18 protein-coding genes and 5 tRNA genes are annotated in these 21,271 nt (G+C 41.0%); 6 read left to right on the top strand and 17 right to left on the bottom strand.

Features of this window, described 5'->3' with window-relative positions; translation table 11 throughout:
- Positions 1–29 precede the first annotated feature (29 nt).
- Both barA and PCIT_RS05800 read left to right on the top strand, forming a co-directional pair.
- A complete protein-coding gene (barA, locus tag PCIT_RS05795; protein ID WP_010362217.1) occupies positions 30–2,807 on the top strand; it encodes a two-component sensor histidine kinase BarA in 2,778 nt (925 codons plus the stop codon).
- Positions 2,808–3,047: 240 nt separating this feature from the next.
- On the top strand, positions 3,048–3,887 hold the full coding sequence (locus PCIT_RS05800; protein WP_010362218.1) for a mechanosensitive ion channel family protein: 840 nt from the start codon (positions 3,048–3,050) through the stop codon (positions 3,885–3,887).
- Between the two features lie 18 nt (positions 3,888–3,905).
- Here PCIT_RS05800 and gloA2 read toward each other — a convergent pair whose 3' ends face one another.
- The 13 genes from gloA2 to PCIT_RS05865 all read right to left on the bottom strand — a co-directional run bounded on the left by gloA2 (position 3,906) and on the right by PCIT_RS05865 (position 14,398).
- Entirely contained in the window at positions 3,906–4,295 is a 390-nt protein-coding gene (gene gloA2 / locus PCIT_RS05805) for an SMU1112c/YaeR family gloxylase I-like metalloprotein (RefSeq protein ID WP_010362219.1), read from the bottom strand.
- Between the two features lie 69 nt (positions 4,296–4,364).
- Positions 4,365–4,913, bottom strand: a complete 549-nt coding sequence (locus PCIT_RS05810) for a YkvA family protein (protein WP_010362220.1) — start codon at positions 4,911–4,913, stop codon at positions 4,365–4,367.
- A gap of 170 nt (positions 4,914–5,083) precedes the next feature.
- Entirely contained in the window at positions 5,084–6,994 is a 1,911-nt protein-coding gene (locus PCIT_RS05815) for a SurA N-terminal domain-containing protein (RefSeq protein ID WP_010362221.1), read from the bottom strand.
- Between the two features lie 165 nt (positions 6,995–7,159).
- Positions 7,160–7,432, bottom strand: a complete 273-nt coding sequence (gene hupB, locus PCIT_RS05820) for a nucleoid-associated protein HU-beta (protein WP_010362222.1) — start codon at positions 7,430–7,432, stop codon at positions 7,160–7,162.
- Between the two features lie 213 nt (positions 7,433–7,645).
- Positions 7,646–10,003, bottom strand: a complete 2,358-nt coding sequence (gene lon / locus PCIT_RS05825; RefSeq protein WP_010362223.1) for an endopeptidase La — start codon at positions 10,001–10,003, stop codon at positions 7,646–7,648.
- A gap of 119 nt (positions 10,004–10,122) precedes the next feature.
- Positions 10,123–11,409: an ATP-dependent protease ATP-binding subunit ClpX gene (clpX, locus tag PCIT_RS05830; protein WP_010362224.1), complete on the bottom strand. Its 1,287-nt coding sequence runs from the start codon at positions 11,407–11,409 to the stop codon at positions 10,123–10,125.
- Between the two features lie 121 nt (positions 11,410–11,530).
- Positions 11,531–12,148 carry an ATP-dependent Clp endopeptidase proteolytic subunit ClpP gene (gene clpP / locus PCIT_RS05835; RefSeq protein ID WP_010362225.1) on the bottom strand — a complete coding sequence of 206 codons (618 nt, stop codon included), beginning with the start codon at positions 12,146–12,148 and terminating at the stop codon, positions 11,531–11,533.
- Positions 12,149–12,301: 153 nt separating this feature from the next.
- A complete protein-coding gene (gene tig / locus PCIT_RS05840; RefSeq protein WP_010362226.1) occupies positions 12,302–13,606 on the bottom strand; it encodes a trigger factor in 1,305 nt (434 codons plus the stop codon).
- A gap of 279 nt (positions 13,607–13,885) precedes the next feature.
- A tRNA-Pro gene (locus PCIT_RS05845) sits at positions 13,886–13,962 on the bottom strand.
- A 26-nt stretch (positions 13,963–13,988) separates the two neighbouring features.
- A tRNA-Pro gene (locus PCIT_RS05850) sits at positions 13,989–14,065 on the bottom strand.
- 21 nt (positions 14,066–14,086) lie between these two features.
- Positions 14,087–14,162 (bottom strand) — tRNA-His (locus tag PCIT_RS05855).
- 29 nt (positions 14,163–14,191) lie between these two features.
- Positions 14,192–14,268: transfer RNA gene (locus PCIT_RS05860), tRNA-Arg, on the bottom strand.
- Between the two features lie 53 nt (positions 14,269–14,321).
- Positions 14,322–14,398 (bottom strand) — tRNA-Pro (locus tag PCIT_RS05865).
- Positions 14,399–14,740: 342 nt separating this feature from the next.
- Here PCIT_RS05865 and folD point away from each other — a divergent pair.
- Entirely contained in the window at positions 14,741–15,595 is an 855-nt protein-coding gene (folD, locus tag PCIT_RS05870; RefSeq protein ID WP_010362227.1) for a bifunctional methylenetetrahydrofolate dehydrogenase/methenyltetrahydrofolate cyclohydrolase FolD, read from the top strand.
- A 105-nt stretch (positions 15,596–15,700) separates the two neighbouring features.
- Here folD and PCIT_RS05875 read toward each other — a convergent pair whose 3' ends face one another.
- From PCIT_RS05875 to prmB, 3 genes are all read right to left on the bottom strand, one after another.
- Complete coding sequence (locus PCIT_RS05875; protein WP_010362228.1) at positions 15,701–16,129, bottom strand: SHOCT domain-containing protein; 429 nt, start codon at positions 16,127–16,129, stop codon at positions 15,701–15,703.
- Between the two features lie 70 nt (positions 16,130–16,199).
- Positions 16,200–17,300, bottom strand: a complete 1,101-nt coding sequence (aroC, locus tag PCIT_RS05880) for a chorismate synthase (RefSeq protein ID WP_010362229.1) — start codon at positions 17,298–17,300, stop codon at positions 16,200–16,202.
- A gap of 73 nt (positions 17,301–17,373) precedes the next feature.
- Positions 17,374–18,309, bottom strand: coding sequence for a 50S ribosomal protein L3 N(5)-glutamine methyltransferase (gene prmB / locus PCIT_RS05885; RefSeq protein ID WP_010362230.1), 936 nt, complete (start codon positions 18,307–18,309; stop codon positions 17,374–17,376).
- A 92-nt stretch (positions 18,310–18,401) separates the two neighbouring features.
- Between prmB and smrB the strand changes: the two genes are divergently transcribed.
- The 3 genes from smrB (at position 18,402) to PCIT_RS05900 (ending at position 20,313) form a co-directional block, all read left to right on the top strand.
- Positions 18,402–18,953 (top strand): endonuclease SmrB, encoded by a 552-nt coding sequence (gene smrB, locus PCIT_RS05890; RefSeq protein WP_010362231.1) that lies wholly within the window; start codon positions 18,402–18,404, stop codon positions 18,951–18,953.
- A 123-nt stretch (positions 18,954–19,076) separates the two neighbouring features.
- Positions 19,077–19,877, top strand: coding sequence for a response regulator (locus PCIT_RS05895; RefSeq protein ID WP_010362232.1), 801 nt, complete (start codon positions 19,077–19,079; stop codon positions 19,875–19,877).
- Between the two features lie 181 nt (positions 19,878–20,058).
- Complete coding sequence (locus tag PCIT_RS05900; RefSeq protein ID WP_010362233.1) at positions 20,059–20,313, top strand: hypothetical protein; 255 nt, start codon at positions 20,059–20,061, stop codon at positions 20,311–20,313.
- Positions 20,314–20,503: 190 nt separating this feature from the next.
- Here PCIT_RS05900 and PCIT_RS05905 read toward each other — a convergent pair whose 3' ends face one another.
- Positions 20,504–21,109, bottom strand: a complete 606-nt coding sequence (locus PCIT_RS05905) for a peroxiredoxin C (RefSeq protein WP_010362234.1) — start codon at positions 21,107–21,109, stop codon at positions 20,504–20,506.
- Between the last annotated feature and the right edge of the window lie 162 nt (positions 21,110–21,271).

Consider the following 21,271-nt stretch of genomic DNA (forward strand, 5'->3'; position numbering starts at 1 on the left):
AAAATAATTACAGCGGTTAACTGCCATATATGACCAAATTTAGCCTGCGTGACAGCATACTTGTACTTACTTTAATCCCAACGGTACTGATCGGCTTAATCTTAGGAGGTTATTTTACAGTAAATCGCTATGTTGAGCTTGAACAAATTCTCAATCAACAAGGCAGCAGTATCTCTGAGCCGCTCGCAATTGCCACAGAACAAACTATCATCTCCCAAGATCGTGTGAATTTACACCGAATTTTAAGTACCGCGCATAATAAACACGCACCTTTAGTTAAAAGCATTTCCGTCTTTGATAGCGATAATCAATTGTTATTGACCAGTAATTTTCATGAAAAATTTAATAAGCTCCACTACTTTGGCGATATCAGTCAGCTGCACAAAACAGAAATGGTCAAACTATCTGATACCTTCGTTTTTTATACACCAGTAAAGCATTTTACTGCTCATTCCAATGAATGGCATGAAGCTCACTCTGAAACACTGGCTATCCTCGCTGTCGAGATAAGCCAAGATCAAGCCTTAATATCACAACAAAAGGCACTGATATTAAGTAGCAGTATCATATTGATCGCCATATTATTAAGTGCACTACTCTCTTTAAGGGTGAGTAGAATGTTCACTATGCCTTTATCAAGCTTATTATTAGCCACCGATAAGCTCGTTGAAGGTAAACGAGACATAGGCATACAGCATATAATGCAAGGAGAATTCGAATTACTTAGACAAGGCCTAAATACAATCAGTAATAAAATGACCGGTCAACGTGATGAAATGCAGAAACATATTGACCAGGCTACCAGTGATTACCGTGAAACACTTGAGCAATATGAAACCCAAAATATTCAATTAAATATAGCAAAAAAAGAAGCGCAAGACGCCAACCGAGTAAAATCTGACTTTTTAGCAAAAATGAGTCATGAACTACGCACACCTTTAAATGGCGTTATTGGTTTTACCCGACAGCTGTATAAAACACCTCTGAATAAACACCAAAAAGACTATTTAGATACTATCGAGCTATCAGCCAATAGTCTTTTAACTATCATCAGCGACATATTAGACTTTTCTAAATTAGAAGCGGGTGCTATGGACCTTGAAAATATTCAGTTTCAGCTTAGAGACGCCGTTAACGAAGTGATGACACTATTGGCACCTAGTGCCCATGATAAGCAGCTAGAACTATCAATTTCAATTAATAGACAAGTACCTGACAACTTAGTCGGCGACCCAACTCGACTTAAACAGGTGCTCATAAATTTAATCAGTAACGCCATCAAATTTACTGAGCAAGGCTCTGTTAAAGTAGATATTAGCCACCGCTTGCTTAATGATACGCACGCCTCTTTATTGGTATCAGTCAGTGATACCGGTGTTGGTATCGCGATGGACAAACAAGATGCGTTATTTACTCCATTTGCCCAAGCTGATTCAAGTATCACCCGTAAATTCGGCGGGACTGGCCTGGGACTGATCATTACCAAACACATCGTAGAAGCAATGAAAGGCCGCATAACGCTCAACTCTGCGTCAGGCAGCGGCACCTGCTTTACATTTAACTCAGTTTTTGAATTACCTAATCGCTTATATAACGATGATTTGCCTTGTGGATCGCTGCACAACAAACGGGTTCTTTACTTTGAACCGCAAGAACATACTCACTACGCTGTCGTTGCACAATTACACGAATGGGATATGCAAGTAACCGCCTGTCAAACTGAAGACGATTTCTTAGCCGCATTAACTCAAGACTTTAACTTTGATGTGTGCTTGATTGGGAATATGGCAAGCGTAGAGCAAATGCAAACCGTTAAAAGCTATATTAGTAAAGCAAGAGAGTCAGCAGACTACCTATACCTAATGCTCAACACCATATCACACAATATGCGTGAATCGCTTATTGGTAGCGGTGCTGATGCGTGTTTAAGTAAACCACTCAATCACCGAAAACTTTGTGAGATCCTCGCAGCCCCTTATCGTCTTGATCACCCAAGTATTGGCGTTGAAGAAAGCAGCGAGCAGATACTGCCATTAAAAGCACTGATTGCCGATGACAATGACGCAAACCTTAAGCTCCTTTCGACGCTGTTATCTGAGCAAATTGAAGCAATTGACACTGCACACAATGGTGCTCAAGCTGTTGGATTATGTAAAACACATAAATATGATTTGATCTTTATGGATATTCAAATGCCGATAATGGATGGGATCACTGCATGTAAAACCATCAAAGAGGCCTCTTTAAATGAAGATACACCGATAATAGCAGTGACGGCACATGCGTTAGCAGGTGAGAAGAACCAATTACTCAAAGACGGCTTCAGTGGTTACCTTACTAAACCTATTGATGAAGATATGTTAAAACAAACCATTTGTGATCATGGTCAAGCTTCTCCAGTTCTAACCCCACGAACAAAAGCGACACCACCAATCAGTGATGCGCCATTTAAAAGCTCTTTACTTGACTGGCAATTAGCATTACAACATGCAGGTGGCAAGCCAGACCTCGCAATTGAAATGTTAAATATGCTACTAAGCAGCTTAGACGAAACAATAGATAATATACAAAAAGCACAACAACAGCAAAACACCGAGCAACTCTTAAGCGTGATACATAAGTTTCACGGAGCCTGTTGCTATACTGGGGTACCTAAGCTCAAAAAGCTTGCTGAAGCTTTAGAAACTGCGCTTAAAAAGCAATCCTCTCTTGCAGATGTAGAGCCTGAGTTGTTCGAACTTATTGATGAACTGCACAACCTTAAACTGGATTCATCCAAAACAACTGCTAACGGATTTACTAAATAAAACCTATCTATGATCACATGCCGATAAGCGCCCACCTTATCGGTGTAACAACCTTATGGCCCTATGCTAGTGAAATTGCTCGTCTTGTTTGAGCAATTAACAACCTATAAATCACCTTAGCTCATACACGTCGTTAAATCTCTCACTAAATTCTGCCTCATATACATCACCACAAGCACTTATTAATAACTAAGCTACAATTACCAATGCTTTTTAACTAAAAATACAATAGGACTCTCTATGTTTGACCTGTCTAAAATTGATGCTGAACATCTGATAAACACCATTACCGAAATGGCTATTTTATATGCACCACGCATAATACTGGCGATAATCACACTATTCATTGGACTGTGGGTAATCTCACTTATCAGCAAAGGTATTGACTTCCTACTACAAAAAAAAGAGTTTAACGTGTCTTTAAGAAAGTGGCTTTGCAGTATGGCCACTGTCATGCTAAAAGCCTGCTTGTTTATTTCTGTGATTTCTATGATAGGGGTTCAGACTACGTCCTTTATTGCTATCTTGGGTGCCGCTGGCTTAGCGGTAGGCTTAGCATTACAAGGCAGCCTTTCTAATTTTGCTGGAGGCGTACTCATTCTTATCTTTAAACCTTTCCAAGTTGGTGATTACATTGTTGCGCAAGGTGAAGAAGGGGTCGTAGAAGCCATTGATGTATTTTGTACGTTTCTAACAACGCTTGATAACCGTCGAGTCATTTTACCTAATGGCCCATTAGCGAGTGAAAAAATCAAAAACATTACTCATGAGTCAATACGCCGTGTAGACTTAAACGTCGGGATCAGCTATTCCGCATCAGTAGATAATGCCGAGCAAGCCTTAACGGACATGGCGCTTACAAACCGTTCTGTCCTGAAAGATCCTAAACCATTTGTAGGCGTAACGGGATATGGTGATAGTTCGATTGATTTAACATTACGAGTTTGGTGTAAAACAGAGCATTACTGGGACGTGTATTTTGAAATGAACCGTGCAATAAAACCTGCTCTTGATAACGCAAATATTGCTATTCCATTCCCACAACGGGATATACATATAATTGGCACTGCTGCAGAATAAAGCATAGCCAAAATTAAATTAGCGACTCACTTCATAAAGCTCTAATGGTAAACCGTCTGGATCGGCGAAAAAGGTGAATCTACAGCCTGTAAATTCGTCGGTCCGAATAGCCTCCACAGCCACATCATGCATCTTTAGTACATCAATCACAGACTCTAAGTCTTTAACCTCAAATGCTAAATGGCGCAACCCACATGCTTCAGGGTGTGATACTCTGTTTGGCGGATTAATGAATGAAAATAATTCGATTTGAGCACCATTAGGTAAAGCAAGATCTAACTTAAAAGACTGCCGTTCAGCGCGGTAATTTTCCGCAATAATAGTTAACCCTAAAACCTTAGTATAAAAATATTTTGAGCGAGGATAGTCAGAACAAATTATGGCGCTATGGTGTATTGACTGTAACAAAAGGTACGTTCCGTGGCTAACATAGCTCTACCCTCATATCATGGCAGATAGAGCTAAATTTAGAGACAATTACATGATACGTGAAAGTAATCTTGGTTTTGCTGACTTTCGATTACGTCGCATTGACGCTCGAAGCTGTGAACGAGTGCCCTCTAACCAGCTTTCTCTATCAACTTTAGCATCTTCACCACGACGCGCTTCTTCAGTTGCTCTGAAGCTACAAAACTCTCTATAAGCTTGCAAGTCTAATGATAGGTCTTGTAGTACCAATTCAATCATGATCGCATCATCAATGTAGCCTAAACCCGGTATATGATCGGGCACCACATCCTCTGGCTCACTAAAGTATGCTAATGATAAAATAATTGCCTGCTTCTCTTCTTCAGGTACCTGCCACTCAACATCTTGCACTGCATCAATTAATAAAGCTAAAGACGTCATGCGGGTGCGCACAAACTCTGGTAGTTCAGCCTTTTCCATCTCTAATACGAGCGCACGTGCTTTATTAATTATTTCTTGTTCATCTGTATGACTGCTTTTTGCAATCACATTTTGCATCATGGTTCTAAAGTGCACTAAATCTGCATCAGACAACTCAAAACTAATTTCTATAGGCATAATATTTCCCTGATTCCATTTTATTCTTATCAATTTCTGACAACGACCGCTGTCAGCCTAAACTATGCCATTAATTGACATAATATTAAATCCTACACAACTATTAACTGCTAAAATATAAACACAAAAAAGGCATCATTACGATGCCTTTTTCATGTTAGCAGTTTTATTTAATTTTGCTCTGAAACTTGCACCTGTGGACGTACCACATCTGCTTTAGCTTCCAGTGCATTAACAAACGCTAAGTAGTTCCTATTTATTTGAGAGTTTGTGATGCTTTGTTTTTGCTGCTCATCTAACTCAGCTGTTATTGCTGCGTCATTAACGCTATTTAATTGCACAAGGGCCGCATCGCCATTATTTAGCTCAATCACAGCAACCTCGAACTTTCCTTCAGCAGGGTGTGGCAACTTAAAAGCTTCCTTTAAAATTGCCGGCGCAACAGAGTATGTTTGACGTGCAAGTGACTTTTCAGAGCTCACTTCAACTTCTTCAGCAGTCGCTATTTCTGCAAGTGGCTTACCCGCCTGTAATTCACTGAATAATGTTTGTGCATGCTCATTCACAAGCCTTGAAGCTTGCTCGTTAATTAAGCTAGTTTCAATTTGAGCTTTAACATCATCAAACGGTTTAGTCGCCGCAGGCGCATAATCTAAGACTCGAACAACGATTATATGCTCAGCCCCGACTTCTAATACTTCAGAATTCACGCGGTCTTCAAGTAGTTCCGGCGTAAATACCACGTTACTCACCACTGGAGTATTCAACGGTGCAGGCAGTGCTAAGCGATTGATAAGACCTGTTGATTTAAGCTCAACACCCGCTACTAAAGCTGCATCTTCAAGCGTATCTGACATCTCAAATGCTAACTCAGCAATCTCTGCTTGCTTTTGGTAGAACGCATCAATTTTCGCATTTTTTTCTAGCTCTGCACGCAGTTCTACTTTAACGTCATCAAACGCTTGAACTTCTTCACGCTCAATATCAGTCAACTTAATAATGTGGTAGCCAAACTCCGATGCTATAACATTTGAAATATCACCTACATTTTCAAGCGAAAATGCAGCAGTTTCGAACTCAGGGTCCATCATATCGAGTTCAATCCAATCTAAATCACCACCAAGTTCGGCACTCACGATATCATCTGATTGAGTGCTTGCTAGCTCTGCGAAATCAGCGCCATCACGTAATTGTGCTAACAGTGACTGTGCTTGAGTATTAGCCGCTGCATCATCTTCACCAGTTTCTATCAGAATATGAGATACGCGACGCTTTTCTGGCTCTAAATATTGCGTTTTACTTTCTTCGTAGTAGGCAAGTACATCGGCATCAGAAACTGCAACTTCAGGCTCCACATTTTCAGCATTCAGTTCCAAATATTGCACTGACACTTGTTCAGCAGACTGGTATTTATCTTGGTTAAGCTCGTAATAGTTAATTACTGCATCTTCTTCCAGTGAAACTTGGGCTTTCATTTTATCTTTCCCAAGTACAATATAATCTAGTGCACGCGTTTGCTGTTGTAGCGCAACGGTGTTCTGTAATTCATTTGAAAGTACAAATTCAGTGCCTGCAACCGCTGACACAAGTTGCGAACGCGTCATCTCCTCTCGTAAATACTCACGAAATGAGTCTGGTTGGAAGTTCATTTGTCTGATCACTTGCAAATAACGATCATTACTAAACTCTCCACCAAGTTGAAAATAAGGCATTTCAACAATCGCTTTCTTTACTTGCTCATCGCTCACACGCAAGCCAAGCTCAGTCGCAAGTTGATTTTGTAATTCTTGCTGCACTAATCTATCGACAACCCCTTTACGGATCTGGGCCATATATGTCGGATCTGACGAGATTTGTGCAAAGTATTCACCAAATTGCTGCTCTAAACGAGCTCGCTCATTTTGGTACGCCCTTGCAAAATCTGTTTGGCTAATTTTTATTCCATTGACTTCTGCAACAGGTTGCTCTGTGGTTTGACCTAGGTAACCACCGATCCCTGCTAACGCAAAAGACAAGATGACTGCGCCAAGAATAATTTTGGCGACTGGCCCTTGCGAGCCCTCTCTGATCTTTTCAAGCATTTGTTCTTTCTCTTATCTAAGCCAAAGCACATAAGCGCTTTAGAAATTTCTTGCTAATGTAAAAAAAGCGTATCTTATCAGATACGCTTTTTTTCTTGAAGCAACACACGGCTTTGAAATGCAAATAGTGTGAAACAGTGTAAAACCGCGCTTAATTCAAATGAATTAGTTTACTGCGTCTTTTAACGCTTTACCCGCTTTGAAAGAAGGGATATTTGCTGCTGCAATTTGGATAGTCTCACCCGTTTGTGGGTTGCGACCAGAGCGTGCGGCACGTTCGCGCACTGAAAAAGTACCAAAGCCAACAAGTGCAACTGAGTCACCGTCTTTTAATGCCCCTGTTACAGATTCAATGAATGAATCTAGTGCACGACCTGCAGCCGCTTTAGAAATATCAGCATCAGCTGCGATATGATCGATTAATTGAGATTTATTCACAATATCATCCTCTTACATTGTTATTATCAAAAGCGAGAGCCGACTTTGATAACTACCACTTTTATTATTCATATTAGAGATATCACAGCGATTCTCTAATTCGTAATCTTGCTCAAGCCTAGGCTACATAAGGCCTAGGCTTGAAACCAGTGCCTAAGTTAACACACCTTTTAGATTTGAAAACCCTTTTACAGCACTTTTTTCGATTTTTTCTTACTTTTTTGAGTTTTCCACTGAAAAACTCTCAACAGGATTGGCCAAAGCCAATGACAGTACGTCATCAATCCAAGTAACAGGGTGAATTTCTAGGCCCTCTCTAACATTATCAGGGATCTCTTTGAGGTCGCGCTCATTAATTTTGGGGATGATAACCGTTTTAATTCCACCACGGTGTGCCGCCAACAGCTTTTCTTTTAGTCCACCAATAGGTAACACTTCACCACGTAATGTAATTTCTCCCGTCATTGCGACATCAGAGCGCACTGGATTCCCAGTAAGACTTGAAACTAACGACGTCACCATTGCAATACCCGCACTTGGCCCATCTTTAGGTGTCGCACCTTCTGGTACGTGTACATGAACATCACGCTTTTCATGAAAGTCTGCATTAATACGCAATTTCTCTGCTCTATTACGAACCACCGTCATAGCAGCTTGAATAGACTCCTGCATAACATCACCTAGAGAACCAGTAAATGTTAGCTTGCCTTTGCCTGGAACTGCGGCACATTCAATCGTCAGTAAATCGCCTCCTACCTCGGTCCAAGCTAGGCCTGTTACCTGACCAATTCGGTCGCCATCTTCTGCTTTACCATAATCAAAACGCTGCACACCAAGGAAAGCTTCTAAGTTTTCCTGGTTAATCACAACTTTTTTAGTCTCTTTATCCAGTAAAATCTCTTTCACAGCTTTACGGCATAATTTAGAAATCTCACGTTCTAGATTACGTACACCCGCTTCACGCGTATAGTAACGAATAATTCCAATAATGGCACTGTCTTCAATGTCGACTTCGTTGGCTTTTAATCCATTGCGTTTAACTTGTTTAGGGATTAAATGCTGAATAGAAATATTTAGTTTTTCATCTTCGGTATAACCAGACAGTCTTATAACTTCCATTCTATCCAGTAATGGACCTGGAATATTAAAACTGTTTGATGTCGCAACAAACATCACATCAGACAAATCATAATCTACTTCTAAGTAGTGGTCAGCAAAGTTACTATTTTGTTCTGGATCCAATACTTCGAGCAATGCTGAAGCTGGGTCGCCTCGCATATCTGATGACATTTTATCAATCTCATCAAGCAGGAATAGTGGGTTTTTAACGCCAACTTTACTCATACTTTGAATCAGTTTGCCCGGCATAGATCCGATATACGTACGTCTATGACCTCGTATCTCAGCTTCATCGCGCACACCACCCAAAGCCATTCTGACGTATTTACGGCCCGTAGAACGCGCTATAGATTGCCCTAAGCTCGTTTTACCAACACCAGGAGGACCGACTAAACACAATATTGGCCCTTTAAGTTTATTAATACGCTGTTGCACGGCAAGATACTCAATAATGCGCTCTTTAACCTTCTCTAAGCCATAATGATCCGCATCTAAAATCTTTTGCGCGCCGGCTAAATCTTTTTTCACTTTAGAGCGTTTCTTCCATGGCACATTGATCATGGTATCAATGTATGAACGTACCACGGTTGCTTCAGCCGACATCGGCGACATCATTTTTAGCTTGTTTAATTCTGAGGTCGCTTTTTCTTGAGCTTCCTCTGGCATTTGCGCTTCGCTAATACGCTTTTTCAAAGCCTCAAACTCATCGGGTACATCATCCAACTCACCAAGTTCTTTCTGAATGGCCTTCATTTGCTCATTCAGGTAGTACTCTCGCTGTGATTTTTCCATTTGTTTTTTGACACGTGAACGGATTTTTTTCTCAACTTGTAATAAGTCGATTTCACCTTCCATCAATGCCATTAAGTACTCTAAACGTTCAGTAACACTGCCAAGCTCGAGTACTTTTTGCTTTTCTGGTACCTTAATAGGCATGTGCGCAGCCATTGTGTCTGCCAAACGAGCAGCTTCATCAATGCCTGAGACCGATGTCAGAACTTCAGGAGGTATTTTTTTATTTAGTTTTACATACCCTTCAAACTGGCTCACCGCACTGCGAATAAAAATATCTTGCTCTTGTTCTTCTATGTCTTGTGATTCAATGAATTGTGCTTGAGCTAAAAAATATTCGTCTGAAACAATAAACTCCTCAATTTTTGCACGCTGGGTACCTTCGACAAGCACTTTAACTGTTCCATCAGGTAACTTTAATAGCTGCAATACCGTCGCAATTGTACCCACGTCATAAATTTCATCTGTACTTGGATCATCAACAGACGCATCTTTTTGCGCAACTAAAAATATTTGTTTATCATTTTCCATTGCCGCTTCTAAGCATTTTATCGATTTCTCTCGACCGACAAACAATGGGATCACCATATGTGGGTATACAACGACATCTCGCAGCGCCAACACAGGGATTTCGACTCGATCCGTTCTCTCAAGCGTCATTTGATTCTCTTCGCAATTCGTTATTTTAATAATAGATAGCTATATGGGGATAGTTACCATAAAGTTCAATATGTTGATAAAAAAAGGAGCACTAGGCTCCTTTTTTTAAAATGGTAATACTACTCTGAGACAGCTTTATCTTGACCACTATTTTCATAAATCAAGATAGGGTCTGATTCACCCTTTATTACTGTTTCATCAACAACCACCTTACTGACATTGTCAATTGATGGCAGTTCATACATAGTATTAAGCAACACACCTTCAACTATTGAACGCAGACCACGTGCACCTGTTTTACGCTCCATGGCTTTATGAGCAATCGCCTTGAGTGCATCTTCACGGAACTCCAAGTCAACATCTTCCATTTGGAACAACTTAGCGAACTGTTTAGTTAGTGCGTTCTTTGGTTCGTTCAGTATTTGAATTAACGCATCTTCATCAAGCTCTGTGAGTGTTGCCACAACAGGTAGACGACCAATAAACTCTGGGATCAAACCATATTTAACAAGATCTTCTGGCTCTACATCTTTAAACGTTTCACTTAAAGAACGTGAAGAGTCTTCAGACTTGACTTGCGCGCCAAATCCAATCCCGGCATTTTTATGGCTACGTTGGTCGATAACCTTATCTAATCCTGCAAATGCACCACCGCAAATAAACAATATCTTAGATGTATCAACCTGCAAAAACTCTTGTTGCGGATGCTTACGGCCACCTTGTGGTGGTACTGAAGCAACAGTCCCTTCAATTAGTTTCAATAGTGCTTGTTGTACACCTTCACCAGACACATCTCTGGTGATAGATGGGTTATCAGACTTTCTTGAAATCTTATCGATTTCATCAATGTAAACAATACCACGTTGTGCTTTTTCAACGTCATAGTCACATTTTTGGAGAAGTTTTTGGATAATATTCTCAACATCTTCCCCCACATAACCCGCTTCGGTTAATGTAGTAGCATCTGCCATAGTAAATGGCACATCCAGCAACCTCGCAAGTGTCTCTGCTAGTAATGTCTTACCACTACCTGTTGGACCTATCAAAAGAATGTTACTTTTGCTAAGTTCAACATCACCTTTGGCAGAACCTTGGTTCTTCAAGCGCTTATAGTGGTTATATACTGCAACAGACAGCACTTTTTTTGCGTGCTCTTGCCCGATAACGTAATCATCTAAATGATTACGAATTTCTTTTGGCACTGGTAATTTATCTGCTGCGTCATGCTTCGGCGCAATATCTTTAATTTCTTCACGAATAATGTCGTTACACAGATCAACGCATTCATCACAAATATAAACAGAAGGTCCCGCAATTAACTTACGTACTTCATGTTGGCTCTTACCGCAAAACGAACAATATAAGAGTTTGTTACTTTTGTCGCCGTCTGTTGGAGTGTCGGACATTCAGCTACCTCATTTTCTATTAGTTATCCCGTTAGATAACCATCTACAATGTCTTCACTATACCAAATATTTTTCAATTTGGCATAGTCGGGATTGCGATAACATCGCATTCCTTATTTGTTTATTTAAGTTCTCGACGCGTATGAACTGCATCAATAAGACCATATTCCACTGCTTCATGCGCATTCATGAAATTATCTCGGTCAGTATCACCTGCTAGCACTTCATAAGGCTGCCCAGTGTGTTCAGCCATTAATCTATTCAGTTTTTCCTTAATAGACAAAATTTCTTTCGCATGGATTTCAAAATCAGATGCCTGACCCTGGAAGCCACCTAATGGCTGATGGATCATCACGCGCGAATTTGGCAAACAATATCGCTTACCCTTCGCACCACCTGATAATAAAAATGCGCCCATGCTTGCCGCTTGACCAACACACACCGTACTAACATCTGGTTTGATAAAGTTCATCGTGTCGTATATCGACATCCCCGCAGTGACTGAACCACCTGGTGAATTGATATACAAGAAAATGTCTTTATCAGGGCTCTCTGATTCCAAGAATAATAGCTGAGCTACAATCAAATTAGCCATTTGATCTTCAACTTGTCCAGTTAAGAAAATAATACGTTCTTTTAACAAACGTGAAAATATATCAAAAGAGCGCTCACCTTTAGCTGTTTGCTCAACAACCATAGGTACTAATGCATTGAAAGGATCGATCATACCGTCGTTCATATTTTTCATTCCTTATGCGCAGCGATACTTTGGATAGTGCTGCGAATTGGTTGGTCTTGGTAGCCTAAAAACTAAAAAGGCTCGGACACGCTGCAAATTTGCAGAATGTCACGAGCCATTAAATCGTTAGCTTAGCGTTAAGTCAATGACTTATTACGCACCTTGCTGAGGATTCATGATGTCATCAAACGCTTTCTCAACGTCAGTAACAGATGCAGCAGCTAAAATAGACTCAACGGCTTGCTCTTCCATTGCTACGTTACGCATTTGTTGCATCATCTGTTCATTGCCTTTGTAGTAGGCAACAACTTCAGTTGGATCTTCGTATGCAGAGGCAACAGTTGCAATTAACTCTTCAACTTTTGCATCATCTACTGTGATCTCGTTTGCTTTAATAACTTCACCTAGTAATAGGCCAGTTTTAACACGCGTTACAGCTTGTTCATGGAACAATTCAGCTGGTAGCTCAGGCATATTTTGCGCGTTGCCACCAAAGCGTTGAGCCGCTTGTTGACGTAGTGCATCAATTTCTTGATCTACGAGTGCTTTTGGCACGTCTGTTTCGTTGTGCTCAAGAAGACCTTTGATAGCTTGATCTTTCACATTAGCTTTAACAGCTTGAGAAAGTTCACGCGTCATGTTTTTCTTCACTTCTTCTTTAAGTGCGTCAACACCACCTTCAGCAACACCAAACTTCACTGAAAACTCATCATTAAGCTCTGGAAGTTCTTGAACTTCTACTTTCTTAACAGTGATCGTGAACTGTGCAGGCTTACCTTTTAGGTTTTCTGCATGGTATTCTTCAGGGAATGTTACGTCAGCAACAACTTCTTCGCCCGCTTTTTTACCAATGATGTTGTCTTCGAAACCTGGGATCATACGACCTTGTCCAAGCTCAAGTGGGAAGTCTTCAGCTTTTCCACCTTCAAATACTTCACCATCTACAGTACCAACGAAATCAACTGTTACACGGTCGTTTTCACCAGCAGCTGCATCGCTTTCTGCCCAATCAGCATGTTGCTTACGAAGCGTTTCTAGCATATTTGCTAGGTCTGCATCAGTTACGTCAACAACTGGCTTTTCAACAGCGATTTTGTCTAGATCTTTAATCGCTACTTCTGGGTATACTTCAAATGTTGCATCGAATTCAAGATCTTTACCAGCTTCTAATGACTTAGGTGCAAAAGTTGGTGCACCGGCTGGGTTGATTTTTTCAGCAACAATTGCATCAATATAGTTACGTTGCATGATATCGCCTGCAACTTCTTGACGCACTGCAGCACCAAAACGCTTTGTGATCACAGACACTGGTACTTTACCAGGACGGAAACCGTCGATACGCTGAGTTTTTGACAGTTGTTGTAAGCGTTTTTTAACTTCAGTCTCAACGTTCTCTGCAGGAACGGTGATAGTCAGACGGCGCTCAAGGCCTTGAGTCGTCTCAACAGAAACTTGCATGATTTACCTCAATCTTCAATTTTGGGCGACAACGCGCCTTCCTTACAAACAAGTGATCCACCCTGTCAAAATTATGCTAAAAACGAAACTTCGCTTAAAGACTAATTACAGGAGTGACCCTTGCTGCCTGCCCTTACTGGGCGCTATGTTTAATAATAGACGCGGCATTATAACCTATAAAATTCGATAGTCGAGTCATGAAAAGAAATTAATAAGGAATAAAGAGTTAAGTGGTTAAAATATGATTGAATAAGATGAATTTTGAAATTTATGGGGAGATGGTCGGCGATGCAGGATTTGAACCTGCGACCCCTTGGACCCAAACCAAGTGCGCTACCAAACTGCGCTAATCGCCGATAATATAAAGCTGTTTTTTGAAAAGTGGTCGGCGATGCAGGATTTGAACCTGCGACCCCTTGGACCCAAACCAAGTGCGCTACCAAACTGCGCTAATCGCCGACTTTATATTTTCAATGTAGATGGGGCGACTGATGGGGCTCGAACCCACGACAACCGGAATCACAATCCAGGGCTCTACCAACTGAGCTACAGCCGCCACTACATAGAGTCTTACTAATTTTAAAATGGCGCACCCGGAAGGATTCGAACCTTCGACCAACGCCTTAGAAGGGCGTTGCTCTATCCAGCTGAGCTACGGGCGCATCGTCAGAACCATGTTCTTCCTTACTTTCTCTTTAAAATAAAAGAGAGAAAGTGGTCGGCGATGCAGGATTTGAACCTGCGACCCCTTGGACCCAAACCAAGTGCGCTACCAAACTGCGCTAATCGCCGTTACCATTTTTGTTGTTTCGGAGAGTCCTCGTTGACAACGGGGTGCATAATAGTGATTTGACCGAGGTAGGTCAAACACTTTTTTAAAAAAACATTCCAACTGCCTACTTTTACCTCAAAAAGTACAATTTTTGGATCAGTTTGCTGAAAATTATACAGTTTTTGATGTTTCTCTGAATATCTACTTATATTAAAGTTGCTTTGTTTTGATTGTTCCTTGGCCCAGTCATGCTTTTTATGAGAAAATACTTACATTGCTTCACTAATATTCAGTGGCAATTTCAGAGCAACCCCTTTACGCTCTTTATCGTTCAAGTTTTTAACTCCTAATAAAGGTCAACCATGACGGCAAACATCATAGATGGTAAGGCTATCGCCAAACAGGTTCGTAACACAGTCACGAAACGTGTAGAACAAAGAATAGAGCAAGGCCTGCGGGCACCAGGACTTGCAGTAGTCCTCGTCGGTCAAGATCCGGCAAGCCAAGTTTATGTAGGCTCTAAACGTAAAGCCTGCGATGAAGTTGGCTTTATATCTAAATCTTTCGACCTTCCAGGCGATACCAGCGAAGCGCAATTGTTAGAGCTTGTTGACTCATTGAACAATGACCCTGAGGTAGATGGCATTTTGGTACAACTCCCCTTGCCAGAAAACTTAGATGCAGAAAAAGTATTAGAACGTATTCACCCGCATAAAGATGTTGACGGGTTTCACCCATATAACATTGGCAGACTAGCACAACGTATGCCTGCGCTGCGCCCGTGTACACCTAAAGGGATCATTACGCTGCTCGATTCTACAGGCGTGCGCTATAAAGGTATGCACGCTGTCGTGGTGGGTGCATCCAACATAGTTGGTCGCCCTATGTCTCTAGAGCTATTATTAGCTGGCTGTACAACAACAGTATGTCATAAATTCACTAAAGATTTAGAAGCACATGTACGACGCGCTGATCTATTAGTTGTTGCGGTAGGTAAACCTGAGTTTATCCCTGGTGACTGGGTGAAAGAAGGTGCAATGGTTATTGATGTGGGTATTAACCGATTAGAGTCGGGCAAATTAGTTGGTGACGTGCAATATGATGTCGCCGAGCAGCAAGCAAGCTTTATAACACCTGTTCCTGGTGGTGTTGGCCCGATGACAGTTGCAAGCTTAATTGAAAATACGCTTGAAGCATGCGAAAAATATCACAGTTAACATAATGTACTAACTTCATACACCCTAAATATGGCCGCAAACACCATGCGGCTATATTATAGATACGCCTATAATCCACGATACGAAGCGCTGTCATTAGCAGCTTTAAGTAATGTCCTCTTCCCCACCCAGTGGCTTATCTTTTTCGCGCTCAGCGCCTTTTTGATATTCTTCAGTCATTTCCTTTTCTATTAGTTCCCGTTGCTCTTGGTATTCTTCTTGAGAAATAGTGCCATTAGCAAGTAATTTATCGAGCTCATCCAGTTTTGCACGCAACTCATCTACCTTTTCTTTACTGACCCCCATCCGATTTAACAGTAAGGCTTCTTTCATTTGACCTAAGAATGAGTCATCTTTTGAGTAAACCGAGACATTTTTGTTTTGGAGTGACTTTGTCATTTCGGAGGGCGTATAAGTTGCCATCTCTTTGGCAAATTCTTGCCGCTCTTGTGGCGCTTGTGGCTGGCTTTTTTCACTCTGAGGGGCTTGCTTCACTTGGAAGCTTGATTCTGTGGTGCTTCTGAACAATAACATGCTGATCTCCTTATTTACCTAGAAAGAGACCAGCAAGTAATACGCCACAATGTAGTAGTATCAAAAATTATTAATCTATTTGGCCTTTAATTGGCCCATGAGCCAAATTAACATTGGGGTTTTGCCCACGCTGGCGTAATACATGATCCATTAAAGTAATGGCCACCATTGCTTCAGCAATAGGAATAGCACGAATACCGACACACGGATCATGTCGACCTTTGGTAACAATCTCTACGGATTCGTTTGACGTATTAATACTTTGGCCTGGTATTGTAATACTAGACGTTGGTTTCAACGCAATAGACGCAACAATTTCTTGCCCTGTCGAAATACCAGCAAGTACCCCACCAGCATGATTACTTGTAAAACCCTCTGGGGTTAATTCATCGCGGTGCTCAGAGCCTTTTTGCGTAATACAGTCAAAGCCATCGCCAATCTCAACCCCTTTAACAGCATTAATACTCATCAATGAGTGCGCCAGCTCAGCGTCTAATCTATCAAAAACAGGCTCACCTAAACCAACTGGCACATTTTTAGCAACAACCGTTACTTTAGCTCCAACCGAGTCACCTTGCTTTTTAAGATCTCGCATATATTCATCGAGTGCATCCAATTTAGTCGGATCGGGAAAGAAAAACGGATTATGCTCTACTTGTAACCAGTCAAACTGCTCAGCACTGATAGGACCAAGTTGAGATAAACATGCGTTAACCTCAATCCCATGTACCTGCTTTAAATATTTTTTTGCAATGCCACCTGCGGCAACACGAATAGCGGTTTCTCGAGCAGATGAACGTCCACCCCCTCGATAATCTCGATGTCCATACTTATGCCAGTACGTATAGTCCCCATGGCCCGGTCTAAACGTTTCAGCTATTTTTCCATAATCTTTTGAACGTTGATCCGTATTTTCAATTAATAAACCGATACTCGTGCCCGTTGTCTTGCCTTCGAAGACACCAGAAAGAATTTTAATTTCATCGCCTTCGCGTCGTTGTGTGGTATATCTGCTTTGACCAGGCTTACGCCTATCTAAGTCAAACTGCAGATCTGCTTCGCACAGCTCTAAGCCTGCTGGCACACCATCCACTACACCGCCTAAAGCAAGACCATGACTTTCACCAAATGTACTTACTTTGAATAGCTGTCCTATACTGTTACCTGCCATTACTCCTCCTCATTCCAAATGACATTGCCTAGCGCTGCTGTGTTACCAAATCAGCTCTAGCGTTTAATCAGCCTTAGCGATTAAAGTACTCAACTAATTGCTGTTTCGAGATCATAAATACCCCAAGGCCACCACGCTCAAAATCAAGCCAAGTAAAAGGCGCCTCTGGATATAAAGCATCCATATGTACCATAGAATTACCCACCTCGACAAATAATAGGCCCTGATCTGTTAAGTGCTCAGCAGCCTCCATCAAAATAGTGCGGGTTACATCTAAGCCATCATCTCCCGATGACAACCCAAGTTCAGGCTCATGATGAAATTCATCAGGTAAATCTTCCATGTCTTCAGCATCAACATAAGGAGGGTTAGCCACTATAAGGTCGTATTTTTGCCCTGGAACGCCGCTAAATACATCAGACTGAATAGCAAAAACTCGGTCATACAGCATATGTTCGCTAATATTGATATTAGCCACTTCCAGCGCATCATATGAAATATCGACCGCGTCGACTTGTGCATCATCAAATTTATTAGCGAGTGCGATTGCAATACATGCTGACCCTGTACACATATCTAAAATACGCGTAACAGGTTGAGAATCAGATAGCCATGGCGCAAATCTACTATCTATCAATTCTGCAAATGGAGAGCGCGGGATCAATACACGCTCATCAACATAAAATGGTAACCCTGCAAACCAAGCTTGATTGGTTAAATAAGGGACAGGTGTTCTATCTTCGACTCTTGCTACAATATAACTCATCAGTCGAATTTTCTCGGTACGCGTTAACTTAGCTTGCATCAACTCAGTTGGCGCATCTAATGGTAAGTTCAAAATTGGCAACACTAGGCTAACAGCTTCATCCCACGCATTATCGGTGCCATGCCCAAAGAATAACCCATGACTAACAAATTGACTCGTAGTCCAACGTAGCCAATCCTGGATGGTCAATAATTCACTATACGCCTCTTCGGCAATCTCTTCGGTGATCTGTAATTCACTCATTGCGTGTCTCAATTTAATGGTACTTAATAAGGTTATTGTAACGGTTTTTACGCTAGGTTTTTACGCTTTTTTTATTTAGAATGCGCTAATAAATGCTGCAAGATGTGAATTCTATGACCGATGAAGATGATTTTAATTTATTCCGCCAATCGATTACAGGCGCTAAAGAGATAAAACAAGATACCGTACGCTTTAAGAAACCGGTGAAAACTCACATGGGAGAAGCACTCGCTGAACAGACCAAACAACATCAAGCGGAATTCTATTTTTCTGATGAATATATTCCAGATATTGATACCCATGGAACGGTCAATTATGTTCGTCCTGGTGCAGACAAATATTTAGCTAAGCAACTACGTCGAGGCGATTTTGCCCCAGAGTTAATGCTTGACTTGCACGGCTTAAATAAAGACCGCGCAAAAGACGAACTTGCCGCATTGATCCATGCTTGTAAAAAACAACATTATTACTGTGCATGTATTGTGCATGGTATCGGTGAGCGTGTATTAAAGCATAAAGTGCCACAATATTTGGTACAGCACCCGGATATATTAGCAATACATCAAGCACCGCTAGAATATGGCGGTAAAGGTGCGGTGCTTATCTTAGTCGATTTACCTCAATCGGATGAGTTTAGGCGCTAATACTGACAATAATTCTGTAAAATAGCTGTAAATTTTCTAGCTGGGGTATTACTAATACGTTATATTGTATTCTTATTGATGTAGTACTTACTTATATTAAGTAAGCAATAAAATAGGGTTACAATGAACGAATTACTCAGTGCTGATCTAGCCATATTACTTATCGAGCCTTCCGCCACGCAAAGAAAGATTATTGCTAAAGAGCTGCAAGAAGAAGGCATCTCTAATATCGACTTTGCTGATTCACTTGAAAGCGCTAAAGCCATGTTAGCCACCAGTATTCCGGATCTCGTTATCTCTAGCCTGTATTTTAGTGATGGCACAGCTCAAGAACTGCAAGCATATATAAATACCGAGCTTAGTGAACATGGCGTCCCTTTTATGCTGGTGTCCAGTGAAACTCGAAAAGCTGAATTAGAAATATTTAAGCAGTCTGGCGTCATAGCTATCTTACCTAAGCCATTTAATAAAGTGCATTTAGGTCGAGCAATTAACGCCACATTGGACATTTTAGCACCGCAAGAGCTAGAGCTAGACCTTTATGACGTGCATGATTTACGTATTCTCATCGTTGATGATTCTCGGCTTGCGCGCAATCACATACGCAGAGTGCTTACGAATCTCGGTGCCCAGCGCTTTTGTGAAGCTGAAGATGGTGCCCATGCCCTTAAGATATTACAAGAGCATATGTTCGACCTGATAGTCACAGACTACAATATGCCCTCAGTAAATGGACAAGAACTTACTGAAACGATTCGTAACAGCGATGAGCATGCACATATTCCGGTATTAATGGTGACTTCAGAAGCTAACGATACACACTTAGCAAACATTGCACAATCTGGAGTCAATGCAATGTGCGATAAACCTTTTGAGCCTGATACGGTCAAAAAGCTCATCTACCAACTACTAGATCAAGATTAACCAATATTTAGTAAAACTGACCAGATGACTGGTTAAATTTATTAATCAGTCATCTTTACATTTAAAACAGAAATCAAATAACCCTAAAAATATCAATAACATATAAAATAAATCAAGTTTGGCACAACCTTTGTAATAGTTAATACGACTAATTAAATAACATATACAAAGGAACATCGTTATGACTATTTTCAGCAAACTTACTATCACAGCAATACTTCTAAGCGCAAGTGTATCAACTCAGGCTAACACGTTAACGTCAGAGTTATACAACGAAGTATCGAGTCAAATTAACTCTATAATTTCTACGCAAATTGAAGAAGTTAAATCAGCGACGTTACGCTCTGTGGTAGCTTCCTTATCAGAAGAATCAGAAAAGCAAAGCAATGACACTGCTAACTTTGAGCCAAGTAAAGGTGACCGCGATGACAAATGAGACCGTGCTAATTAGCTTATTTGCACTGCCAGTCATTAGTTTATTTATCGGATATGTAAGTGTTGAGTTAGTGAAGAGAATTAATTTAAGATTCACCACATTAGCGTAAAAAGTAACGAAAGCAGTAAAAAGAGACGGGTATGATATATAAAAAAACCCGCCAAATGGCGGGTTATCAAACTAAAGCGAATTATAGTGCGCTTTCGTTCTCAGATAGGAATTTAGCAACACCTTCAGGGCTTGCGTCCATACCAGCTTTACCTTCAGTCCAACCAGCAGGACATACTTCACCGTGCTCACTGTGGAATGCTAATGCATCAACCATACGTAGCATTTCATCGATGTTACGACCTAGTGGAAGGTCATTAACGACTTGGTGACGTACGCTGCCAGTTTCATCGATAAGGAATGAACCACGAAAAGCAACACCAGCTTCAGGGTGCTCTACGTCATACGCCTGACAGATTTCATGTTTAACATCTGCAACAAGTGCGTATTTAACTGGACCAATACCACCTTCGTTTACAGGTGTGTTACGCCATGCGTTATGTGAGAACTGTGAGTCAATAGAAACACCAATCACTTCAACGCCGCGCTTTTGGAACTCTTCAAAACGCTTATCAAATGCGATTAGCTCTGAAGGACATACGAAAGTGAAATCTAGTGGGTAAAAGAAGATAACGGCTTTTTTGCCTTTAATAGTCTCATGTAGGTTATAGCTATCTACAATCTCACCGTTTCCTAATACTGCTGCTGCTGTAAAATCTGGTGCCTGACGGCCTACTAATACACCCATTGTATTCTCCAAATAGTTAGGTTTATATCCAATTGAGTCGCATACATTCACACGACGTCATTACATTATTACTGCTTATATTGAGGCGTTAATCAAGAAAACAACCCCAATCAAAAATTTGCCTAAGTGTATGCGTCTGTGGGATAAATTGATAATCGATTT

The organism is Pseudoalteromonas citrea (genome assembly GCF_000238375.3).
In the GTDB taxonomy this organism is placed as follows: domain Bacteria; phylum Pseudomonadota; class Gammaproteobacteria; order Enterobacterales; family Alteromonadaceae; genus Pseudoalteromonas; species Pseudoalteromonas citrea.

What these genes read in the sequence shown, in the direction of transcription:
- barA (WP_010362217.1), top strand. Translation starts at nt 30, where the DNA reads ATGACCAAATTTAGCCTGCGTGACAGCATACTTGTACTTACTTTAATC.
- PCIT_RS05800 (WP_010362218.1), top strand. Translation starts at nt 3,048, where the DNA reads ATGTTTGACCTGTCTAAAATTGATGCTGAACATCTGATAAACACCATT.
- PCIT_RS05810 (WP_010362220.1), bottom strand. Translation starts at nt 4,913, where the DNA reads ATGCCTATAGAAATTAGTTTTGAGTTGTCTGATGCAGATTTAGTGCAC.
- PCIT_RS05815 (WP_010362221.1), bottom strand. Translation starts at nt 6,994, where the DNA reads ATGCTTGAAAAGATCAGAGAGGGCTCGCAAGGGCCAGTCGCCAAAATT.
- lon (WP_010362223.1), bottom strand. Translation starts at nt 10,003, where the DNA reads ATGACGCTTGAGAGAACGGATCGAGTCGAAATCCCTGTGTTGGCGCTG.
- clpX (WP_010362224.1), bottom strand. Translation starts at nt 11,409, where the DNA reads ATGTCCGACACTCCAACAGACGGCGACAAAAGTAACAAACTCTTATAT.
- clpP (WP_010362225.1), bottom strand. Translation starts at nt 12,148, where the DNA reads ATGAACGACGGTATGATCGATCCTTTCAATGCATTAGTACCTATGGTT.
- tig (WP_010362226.1), bottom strand. Translation starts at nt 13,606, where the DNA reads ATGCAAGTTTCTGTTGAGACGACTCAAGGCCTTGAGCGCCGTCTGACT.
- folD (WP_010362227.1), top strand. Translation starts at nt 14,741, where the DNA reads ATGACGGCAAACATCATAGATGGTAAGGCTATCGCCAAACAGGTTCGT.
- PCIT_RS05875 (WP_010362228.1), bottom strand. Translation starts at nt 16,129, where the DNA reads ATGTTATTGTTCAGAAGCACCACAGAATCAAGCTTCCAAGTGAAGCAA.
- aroC (WP_010362229.1), bottom strand. Translation starts at nt 17,300, where the DNA reads ATGGCAGGTAACAGTATAGGACAGCTATTCAAAGTAAGTACATTTGGT.
- prmB (WP_010362230.1), bottom strand. Translation starts at nt 18,309, where the DNA reads ATGAGTGAATTACAGATCACCGAAGAGATTGCCGAAGAGGCGTATAGT.
- smrB (WP_010362231.1), top strand. Translation starts at nt 18,402, where the DNA reads ATGCTGCAAGATGTGAATTCTATGACCGATGAAGATGATTTTAATTTA.
- PCIT_RS05895 (WP_010362232.1), top strand. Translation starts at nt 19,077, where the DNA reads ATGAACGAATTACTCAGTGCTGATCTAGCCATATTACTTATCGAGCCT.
- PCIT_RS05900 (WP_010362233.1), top strand. Translation starts at nt 20,059, where the DNA reads ATGACTATTTTCAGCAAACTTACTATCACAGCAATACTTCTAAGCGCA.
- PCIT_RS05905 (WP_010362234.1), bottom strand. Translation starts at nt 21,109, where the DNA reads ATGGGTGTATTAGTAGGCCGTCAGGCACCAGATTTTACAGCAGCAGCA.